This window comes from uncultured Corynebacterium sp., assembly GCF_947253065.1.
GTDB lineage: Bacteria > Actinomycetota > Actinomycetes > Mycobacteriales > Mycobacteriaceae > Corynebacterium.
In genome coordinates, this window is sequence record NZ_CAMXWS010000002.1 from 105,707 (window position 1) to 114,778 (window position 9,072).

8 protein-coding genes are annotated in these 9,072 nt (G+C 58.9%); 3 read left to right on the forward strand and 5 right to left on the reverse strand.

Going from position 1 to position 9,072, the window contains the following annotated elements; all coding sequences use genetic code 11:
* The first annotated feature begins 50 nt into the window (after positions 1 to 50).
* From Q0X21_RS01285 to Q0X21_RS01295, 3 genes are read left to right on the forward strand one after another with little or no spacing between them, the layout of a single operon-like run.
* Positions 51 to 947, forward strand: coding sequence for a MetQ/NlpA family ABC transporter substrate-binding protein (locus Q0X21_RS01285; RefSeq protein ID WP_297849889.1), 897 nt, complete (start codon positions 51 to 53; stop codon positions 945 to 947).
* The gene (locus tag Q0X21_RS01290) at positions 947 to 2,038 is read left to right on the forward strand and encodes a methionine ABC transporter ATP-binding protein (RefSeq protein ID WP_297849890.1); all 1,092 of its coding nucleotides are present in this window, start codon (positions 947 to 949) and stop codon (positions 2,036 to 2,038) included. The genes Q0X21_RS01285 and Q0X21_RS01290 overlap by 1 nt, the downstream gene beginning before the upstream one ends.
* Complete coding sequence (locus Q0X21_RS01295; protein ID WP_297849891.1) at positions 2,038 to 2,733, forward strand: methionine ABC transporter permease; 696 nt, start codon at positions 2,038 to 2,040, stop codon at positions 2,731 to 2,733. Before Q0X21_RS01290 ends, Q0X21_RS01295 begins: the two co-directional genes overlap by 1 nt.
* A gap of 65 nt (positions 2,734 to 2,798) precedes the next feature.
* Here the strand turns inward: Q0X21_RS01295 and Q0X21_RS01300 are convergent, their stop codons facing one another.
* The 5 genes from Q0X21_RS01300 to Q0X21_RS01320 form a co-directional block, all read right to left on the reverse strand.
* The gene (locus Q0X21_RS01300) at positions 2,799 to 4,271 is read right to left on the reverse strand and encodes an APC family permease (protein ID WP_297849892.1); all 1,473 of its coding nucleotides are present in this window, start codon (positions 4,269 to 4,271) and stop codon (positions 2,799 to 2,801) included.
* Entirely contained in the window at positions 4,268 to 5,425 is a 1,158-nt protein-coding gene (locus Q0X21_RS01305; RefSeq protein WP_297849893.1) for a class II histone deacetylase, read from the reverse strand. The genes Q0X21_RS01300 and Q0X21_RS01305 overlap by 4 nt, the downstream gene beginning before the upstream one ends.
* A 293-nt stretch (positions 5,426 to 5,718) precedes the next feature.
* Positions 5,719 to 6,624 carry a sucrase ferredoxin gene (locus Q0X21_RS01310; RefSeq protein ID WP_297849894.1) on the reverse strand — a complete coding sequence of 302 codons (906 nt, stop codon included), beginning with the start codon at positions 6,622 to 6,624 and terminating at the stop codon, positions 5,719 to 5,721.
* Between the two features lie 67 nt (positions 6,625 to 6,691).
* Entirely contained in the window at positions 6,692 to 8,263 is a 1,572-nt protein-coding gene (locus Q0X21_RS01315; protein ID WP_297849895.1) for a DNA polymerase Y family protein, read from the reverse strand.
* Positions 8,264 to 9,037, reverse strand: a complete 774-nt coding sequence (locus Q0X21_RS01320; protein ID WP_297849896.1) for a hypothetical protein — start codon at positions 9,035 to 9,037, stop codon at positions 8,264 to 8,266. It lies immediately after the preceding gene.
* Between the last annotated feature and the right edge of the window lie 35 nt (positions 9,038 to 9,072).

A 9,072-nucleotide genomic window follows, 5' to 3' on the forward strand; every position in this document is an offset into this window, starting at 1 on the left:
ATTCTTTTCACGTTCATTTCCCGACGATAAAAGAAAGAGCAGGAAGCGACATGCGTCTCAACCGTGTTATCGCAACCGCAGCAGCCTCCATCCTGGCGGCTACCGGACTGGTTGCGTGCTCCTCCGATTCCGCAGACAACGCCGCAGGCGATAACGGAAACAACGGCGACCAGGTGGTCCGCATCGGCACCACCGACTCCGACCAGAAAGCTTGGTCTGTTTTTGTAGATAAGGCGAAGGAAGAGGGCATTGACCTCGAGCTCGTCCCGTTCACCGAGTACACCCCGGTGAACCCGGCGCTGGCTGAGAACCAGATCGACGTCAACAAGTTCCAGCACATCCTGTACCTGGCTCAGTACGAGGCGTCTTCCGGTGAGGACCTGCGCATCGTCGGATCCGCCGAGATCAACACCCTCGGCCTGTTCTGGAAGGACCACGACTCGCTCGACGGCATCGAGGGCGAGAAGATCGCTATCCCGAATGACCCGTCCAACCAGGGTCGCGCAATCAACGTGCTTGTTCAGGCTGGCCTGCTCAAGGTCAAGGATGGCGCTGACAAGCTGAACCCGACCCCGGCAGACATCGACAAGGAAGCATCCAAGGTCGAGGTCACCCCGGTCGACGCTTCCCAGACCCCGACCGCTTACAACCAGGGCGACCCGGCGATCATCAACAACAACTGGCTCTCCCGCGCCGGCATCGACGCCTCCACTGCTGTCGCTTCCGACGACCCGAACTCTGAGCTGGCTGAGCCGTACATCAACATCTTCGCTGTCCGCGCAGAGGATATTGATAACCCGACCTACGAGAAGCTCGTTGAGATCTGGCAGACCCCGGAGGTCACCGAGGCTCTGAACGAGGACTCCAACGGCACCGCCGTCCAGGTTCAGAAGTCCAAGGAAGAGCTGAACGAGATCCTTGACCGCCTCGTGGAGGAATCGAAGTAATGGCCAAAACCGGCACCCGGATCGAATTCCGGGACGTGAACAAAGTGTTCCGGTCCGGGAAGAAAGGCGCCGACGTCGTCGCGTTGGACAACGTCAATCTCACCGTTGAACCGGGCGAGATCTTGGGCGTGATCGGGTACTCGGGTGCCGGTAAGTCCACGCTCGTGCGCATGATCAACGGGCTGGACACCCCAACTTCGGGACATATTTTGCTGGACGGCACCGACATCGTCGGCATGCCGGCCAAGCAACTGCGTGAAGTTCGCCGCAATATCGGCATGATCTTCCAGCAGTTCAACCTCTTCTCATCGCTCAATGCGGCGGGCAATATTGAATACCCGCTGAAGATGACAGAAATGAGCGCTGCCGACCGCAAGGCACGTGTTACCGAGTTGCTCGACTTCGTTGGGCTCGGTGAGCGCGGCAAGAACTACCCGGAGCAGCTTTCCGGTGGCCAGAAGCAGCGCGTCGGCATCGCTCGTGCGCTTGCCACGAGCCCTTCGCTTTTGCTTGCCGACGAAGCCACCTCCGCCCTCGACCCCGAGACCACCCAGGAAGTCCTGGCTCTGCTCAAGGAGGTCAATGAACGCACCGGCATCACCATCGTGGTGATTACCCACGAGATGGATGTCATTCGCAATATCGCTGACAAGGTCGCGGTGATGGAAAGCGGCCGCGTTGTTGAGCATGGCTCGGTATACGAGGTCTTCTCCAACCCGCAGACCAAGGTGGCGCAGCGCTTCGTATCCAGCAGCCTGCGCAACACCCCATCTGCTTCGGAAGAGCGCGAGCTCATGCACACCGGTGGTCGCCTGTTCACCGTCGAGCTGACCGCCGAATCTGGATTTTTCTCCGCTGCAGCCAAGCTGCTCGAACGCGGTGTCAGCCTGGATGTGGTGCACGGTTCCGTGACCACGCTGCAGCAGCACTCGTTTGGCAAGATGACCGTGCGCTTGACCGGTGACCAGGAAGCCATTGAGGACTTCTACTCCACCCTGCGTCAGACAACCACGATCAATGAGATCACCGACGGTATCACCGAAACATCCGGTGCCCGTGCCGATGCCGCAACGAACGGGGAGGAAAACTAATGAACGCGACGAACGAATTGATTCTCGCCGCCGGTGGCGTTGATTGGGAACGTCTCGGCCCCACCTACCTCGACGCAATCATCGACACCCTGTTCATGGTGGTCATCACCATGATCGTGAGTGGTTTCTTCGGCCTGATCGTCGGCTTGTTCCTGTACACCACCCGCCAGGGCGGAGTGCTGCAGAACAAGGTCGTCTACTGGGTGCTGAATATCCTGGTGAACTTCTTCAGGCCGATCCCGTTCATCATCATGATCGCCATGCTCTACGCCGTCACCTTGGCGGTGGTGGACACCACGATCGGCCGCGAGGCCGCCACCTTCGTGATGTGCGTGACCGCCACCTTCACCGTGGCCCGCATCGTGGAGCAGAACCTCGTCGCCATCGATCCCGGTGTCATCGAAGCTGCCCGCGCAATGGGCGCTGGCCCGTGGCGCATCATCCGCACCGTGATCATCCCCGAAGCACTCGGCCCGTTGATCCTCGGCTTCACCTTCATCTTCATCGCCGTGATCGATATGTCCGCCATGGCGGGCTACATCGGAGGCGGCGGCCTGGGTGACTTCGCCATCGTCTACGGCTACCGCGCCTACCAGCCGGAGGTCACCTGGCTGGCCGTGATCACCATCGTGATCATCGTTCAGCTGGCACAGCTGCTGGGCAACTACCTGTCGCGGAAGGTCATGCGTCGATAAGCACACGCTTGACGACGACAAAAGGACCGTGAAGTTTTTCACGGTCCTTTTGCTATGCACTTGTTTTAAACGCTCACTGGTTCACGGGTTAGCTCAGCGGGTTCCGCTGGTGGCTGACCCGAGCCAATGTTCTCGTAGATACGCGGATCATTCTTGCGCAGGTACTCACCGCGAATATAGCCAGCAACACCACACAGTAGAACGATTCCTGGAACGATGAACACGAGATACCACAGCTCGTCATTGCCGATCAGGACATCGAAGTTCATCAGAATGAGAACGAACACGATGCCGAAGCCAATAGTTGCAATGACAGGCGCGATCACTGTGACGAACTTGTTGTAGGTGTGCTGGTGCTTCTTGAAGTAGAGAATCACCGAGATCGACGTCACCAGGAAAAGGAAGACCAGACCGAAGCCACCGGCTGCGCTCAGCCAGGAGAAGAGAATATCTGCCGGGAATCCTTCGTTGTAACCAATCAAATTCTGGATGAGACCGAAGCCAAGGACAACAAGGGCACCAAAACCGGACAGCGCCAAGGACGCATTTACTGGTGCGCCCTTGCCGGACACTCCACCAAGCTTCTTCCAGATGACCTGCTCACGCCCCAATGCCATCAGGTATCGGGCAATCGTGTTGTGAAAAGAGGTCACTGCTGCGAATAGCGAAGTAGCGAGCAGTATTCGGATCAAGGGAACTACACCTTCAAGACCGTGGGCTGCGAGGAAATTGAAGAAGAGGTCTGCACCCTGCTCCTGCGAAGCAGCGACAATATTGCTCTCCCCTGCACTCTGAGCGATGCTCCAGGAGGAGAAAGCGTAGAAGATCGAAATGACTCCGATTGCGATCAGCGTTGCGCGAGGAATTGTGCTCTTTGGCTTATGAGTTTCCTCCGAGTACATCGCTGTACTCTCAATCCCCATAAAACCGGCGATCGTGAATGCCAGTGTCGTGCCGGTACCCACGCCCAGAAGTGCTTGTGGTGTGAGTGTGGTGACTCCGATATTCTCAGCCGGATTGTTCAGCGCCACAACACAAAATGTCGCGACTGCGAGGAACTCAAGAGTCAGCAGAACACCGAGCAGTTTCGAAGCAGCATCGGCAGAATTCACACCGAGCACAGCGACGAGGGCAATCGCACCCATCGTGCACAGCCACCACGGCACGTCTACTCCCACACTGCTAAGCAGGCTATTGACCGTGAAGCCGAACAAACTATAGAGCGCTACCTGCATCGCCAAGTACGAAACGAGTGCTAGCCAGGATGCAGCCAGACCATGACTGCGACCGAGGCCCGCCGATACGTAAGAGAAAAATGCTGCCGTGTTTGGAATCTCCTTCGCCATAGCGCAAAAGCCAACGGCAAAGAAGGCGACCAGGGCACCACAAACGAGGTATCCAAGTGGCACTCCCGACATCCCTGATGTTGCGTACGCTGCGGTCGCACCGGCCGAGACGACCGTCAGTGGAGCTGCAGCGGCAACGACCAAGAAGACGACATTGTGAGTCTTCAGTAGGTTTTTAGGTCCCTGGCTCATCCGATGCCTCCTTCATTCTCCTTTGGTTGAAAGTAGGCATCATGGGCTGATGTGATCGCAGCCTCCTGCTCAGCAGTGATTTCAGTTCGAATCTGCCCATCGACAATGGCGGCATATCCATCACTGAAGCCAGAATCTGCACCAACCAGCTCCTCCATCGTGGCAAGGCCACAGAAAGGTACGTAGTACTGGCAGTATCCGCCTTCCTGAATGAAGACGAGACGCCCATCGCACACCTTGTTCGCGGTCTCCATCATCAACGAGGCCATCCGCTTGAAACCAGAGGTAGTGACCATCATGCGACCGAGAGGATCCTGCATCGCAGCATCGTAGCCACAGCTCACAAGGATCAGTTCCGGCTTGAACTCCTCAAGCGCCGGACCAACAAGGTTTTCAACAACATGCTCATAAACGGCATTTCCAGAGCCAGGAGGCAGCGGAATATTGAAGTTGCGGCCAAGACCTTCACCCTCTCCGCGCTCATCGACGAATCCGGAATCGACTGGGAAATTGCGGTCTTGGTGGATGGAAATGGTGAGCACACTCGGGTCGGTCCACCAGATATCTTGCGAACCATTACCGTGGTGAACATCCCAATCCACGATGGCAACGCGCTCCAGACCCCACTTCTCCTTAGCATGTGCCACCGCAACCGAGGCGTTGTTGAACAAGCAGAATCCAAGGCCGCGCTCGCGTTCAGCATGGTGCCCCGGCGGGTTGATCAGCGCGTACGCACAGTCCATGTCACCGCTGAGCACAGATTCAGTTGCAACAATCGCACCGCCAGCAGAAAGCCGCGCAATGTCAATGGCGTTATGACCAAACGGCGATCCCCCATCACCGCAATCCCCGCCCTTTGGAAGCTTGGACTGCTCCTCCATGTTTTGGAGATGTTCTGCTGAGTGCACTCGCAAGATTTCTTCGTCCGTTGCGGGCCGGGCACGGAGGTCTACAACTTTATCCCGCAGTTTGGAGACTTGAATGATCTCGTGCAGGCGCTTCTTCGGCTCGGGTGCCGAGTAGTGACGGTAGACCGGCTGCAATCCCTTGCGCGGGTCCGACGGCTCATCTCCACCGGTGCCCGTGTCATGCCAGAAGAACAACGTATCGCATAGGTATCCGACCTTGCGGGCCGGTGTGTCGATCTTTTCCATGTGAGCACTCCTCTCAATCTCAGCGAAAATGAACGGTCTTCATTTTGCTTGGTGACACACATTACAAGCGAAGTGCGATCTAGGACACACCCGGGGTGGATTGCCAGGTCATTTCCCACAACTAACTACCCCCGAAAAAGCCTCACCAATTTTGAAATGCGTACATCAGAAACCCAGTAATACGCAGGACAAATCAGGACCTACCGCCAGATCCCCTACTCAATATCCCGACCGGAATTAATACCTATGAAAGAAATACGAAAGCCTCGCCATTTCACTAGCGAGGCTTTTATCTAATCGCTGACCGAATCCACCGACCAATAGCCACCGGTCTTCGGTTCATCACCACAAGAAGAAATAATCCCGGATGCTTCTTTTTTGCTCAGCGCAACGGTGAAGGCGCGGTCCGACGCGGCGTCGATAAGCGAAATGCGTGCGGTGTCTTCAGCGACTTCGGATGTGCTGACGGAGAGTTGCCCGTAAGCAACGTCGTGGCCTTCGCGCTGCAGGTGCGCTGCGACGGCGATCTCAGCGGCCTGCTCCGGCGGGGTAAGAGTGCCGCGGCCGCGGTTGCCGGGGACGAAGTATTGCGCGCGCATGGCGGCGGCGAGCATCGCTTCCGTGGCTTCGAGGTTCATACGTCCGAAGCTGTAGCCCCACGGCATAAGCAGCAAGGCCGGCGCGAAACGGTGCCCCTTGACGTGGGAGGTCTCCCACACGACGTCGCCGGTCTTCTTGAACGGGTAGCGGCGCTCCAGCTCCCCCACCAACGGGCGGCCCTTGACCGCGCAGCAACGATCGCGCTTCGCATGCGTGCACACGAGCAGCAGCGGTGCAATACGGGTCTGCCCACCGTTCTTGCCGGGGCCCGAAAGATCAAGGTCCAAGATGGCTTCAGGCCCATCGACGTGAAGCACCTCGGTGACCCCAATATCGGAAAACACGATGTAAAGATGATGGTCAGTGATCGTGCGCCCCTCACGCGTAGGGTGGCGGATCAACTGCAGCGCAGCACCGGTCTCCTTCATGTGAGCCTTCAGCTTCGCAGTGAGCTCTTCGCCGAAGGTGTCGCCGTCCAAAATATCGTGGCTCCACGAGCCGGGGTACTCAAAAAGCACATACACACCGGCTTGTTTCGCAGTGCCGGGCAGGGGCTCAACTTCCACATCAGAGCACAATGTTCGGCGGTCGACAGACATACATCTAAGGGTAGCCTATCTTTCCGGGACGTTTCAATGGCGCTCCTTCGCATCAGCCAGCAGAAAACTAGCTGTACATCGCCTCCACGCGCCACTTTTGCTTCGACCACAGCAACAGCCACGCTAGCGGCGCACCACCCTCTTCCCGCTTACCGACGACCTGCAGCCGCGCCACCTTCTGCGGACGCTCACCCCACCACCCCTCGTCCACCGGCCAAGGCCCAGCCCACCCAGTGATCAAGTAGTGGCTTCCACCCCAACTCAACGCGTACGGAGTACTACTCAACAACGCCTCCGCCGTGACCCCGACGGGCCGTGCTTTCGCATCGATCATGGTGATCTTTGCAGCCGGGTGATCCACACCGCCACCAATCCGCGCTGGCAACGGTGAAGGAATCGCCCCCGGCCACGACGCACTCGCCGGGTCGATCCCATCCGGTAATTCCGGATCACGTTCCCCAAACGGAATCAGCGCGATCCTCTCAGCCACGCCCCGCCCACCGACGAATCGCGGTTGCAACACCGCATCAATCCCAAGCGTCGACTGCACACGCTCCGCCACCCTTCGTGCTGCCCCAGCACCATCGCCCGCGGTACCAGTCCCCCACAGCTGTCCTGCCGATTCAGGTTGTGCAAGCTCCAAAGGCTCCAACACCAACGAGGCAATCGCACCCGCTCCCCCACTGGTCAGCCACCCATCCAACTGCCATCGAACACGATCCGCCGTCGCCTCTTCCGACAACGCCTCACGCGTGCGCCACACACGCTCAACAACAGTGCCATCCGCAAGCTCCGCCTTGACCTTCAAACGCAAACAGTTCTGCCCCGCCTCCGCCAACCGCTCATGCAGGTTCGCCGCCAATGCACGCGCCGCGAAAGCAGCCGCATCGACCCGCTCGATCGGATCTTCCGGCGTGATCGCCACCGCCAGATCCTGGGCAGGAAGCTCCGGCGCAACACGACGATCCGGGGCTGCACGCGCAATCCGATGACACGCCATCCCCGCACGCCCGAAACGAGTGGACACAGCCGTCGACGGAAGCTGCGCAAGATCCCCCAACGTCGCCACACCCAGCTGGCCCAGTGCTTTCACCGTCTCCGCATCTGCGCCAAGACTCGTCTCCGCCAATAAGACATTCAGCGGTTGCCCCGCTAAAAACTCTGCCGAACCACCCTTTGGCACCACCGCAGACAAACGAGCAGCGATAAGCGCTGTCGCAATCTCATCAGCCACACCAGCGAAGGCATCGATGCCACGGCGCGCGGCAGCGTCAATAAGCATTTCGGTAGCCGTTTCTTCGCCCCCATGAAACGAACCCGCCGCCGCAATATCCACAATGACCAGCCCCGGACGCAACACCTCCACCGATGCCGCAACATCATCAAACCCGGCCGCGAGCGCACTGAACATACGTCCATCACGGTCCGGATTGTCATCAACGACCGTCAGTTCCGGGCACACCGACTGCGCATGCCTGACCTTCATTCCGCGACGCACCCTAAGCGCCCGCGCACGATGCGACACCACCTTGACACGGTGCTGCGCACCGATCGCCAGCGGTTCCTCCAGCTCATCATCTGCTTCTAGTCGCGCAGCCTGCACCGGCCAATCCGGAAACCAGACCGCCGCGATACGCACCTACCTCACCACCTTCAACACCGGAGGCGCAGACGCTTCCACAGCAGCCTGCCCCACAGTGATGCTTGCCGACGCCGGATGCCCACCCTTCGACTGCGCCCGCACCCGAATATCCACACCAGTAATGCGGCCCGTGCCACGACCAATGCCATGAAAAGCCTGAATATCACCCGTGACAGTCAGCGCAGGCGACGGCACCGTCGCGCCAACCATCATCAGTGCTGCCCGACCTTTGCGCAGCTTGCCCAACAGTGGACGGCACCGCACCGGAGAGAGAGCAAGCGACACTGGCGAGCGATACACAACCAAGTCCAGCCCCTCCGTGAGCACCGCGGCAACACCCAAAGGGTCCACCCCGGGATCCGGCACAGCGATAATGCGGCCCAGATACTTCGGGTCAATTCCGGCATAAGACAATTCCGGCCACCCCACCACGCCGGCGTGGCCACCTGCCTCCACAACGTGGAGAAGCATCTCCGCAACCAGCGCCGGGGTATCGCTCATATGTGTGACAGCATGGCGCGGTAGACCACCGCCAGGAAGCAGAAATCGAAACTGCTCACCGAGCGAAACCACACCTTCGCCGTCTGCGATCTTCTGTGCGAAACCGGCACCATCCCCATCACCACCAGGGACAGCACCGCCAATCTGCGCCATTTTGGAGCGGAGCTGGGCGATCTGTTCAGCACGCGCAGAACCACTGGAGCCCGTCGACACCGCCGCTGCCGTCAGGTCCACCTCCGCAACCGCCTTACGAACACTTGTTCCACTCACGGAAGCTGATTATGCTCCGCGGGCGAACCAAGGTC

Coding starts and splice junctions, on each gene's coding strand:
- Q0X21_RS01300 (WP_297849892.1), bottom strand. CDS start 4,271: ATGAGCCAGGGACCTAAAAACCTACTGAAGACTCACAATGTCGTCTTC.
- Q0X21_RS01310 (WP_297849894.1), bottom strand. CDS start 6,624: ATGTCTGTCGACCGCCGAACATTGTGCTCTGATGTGGAAGTTGAGCCC.
- Q0X21_RS01305 (WP_297849893.1), bottom strand. CDS start 5,425: ATGGAAAAGATCGACACACCGGCCCGCAAGGTCGGATACCTATGCGAT.
- Q0X21_RS01290 (WP_297849890.1), top strand. CDS start 947: ATGGCCAAAACCGGCACCCGGATCGAATTCCGGGACGTGAACAAAGTG.
- Q0X21_RS01295 (WP_297849891.1), top strand. CDS start 2,038: ATGAACGCGACGAACGAATTGATTCTCGCCGCCGGTGGCGTTGATTGG.
- Q0X21_RS01285 (WP_297849889.1), top strand. CDS start 51: ATGCGTCTCAACCGTGTTATCGCAACCGCAGCAGCCTCCATCCTGGCG.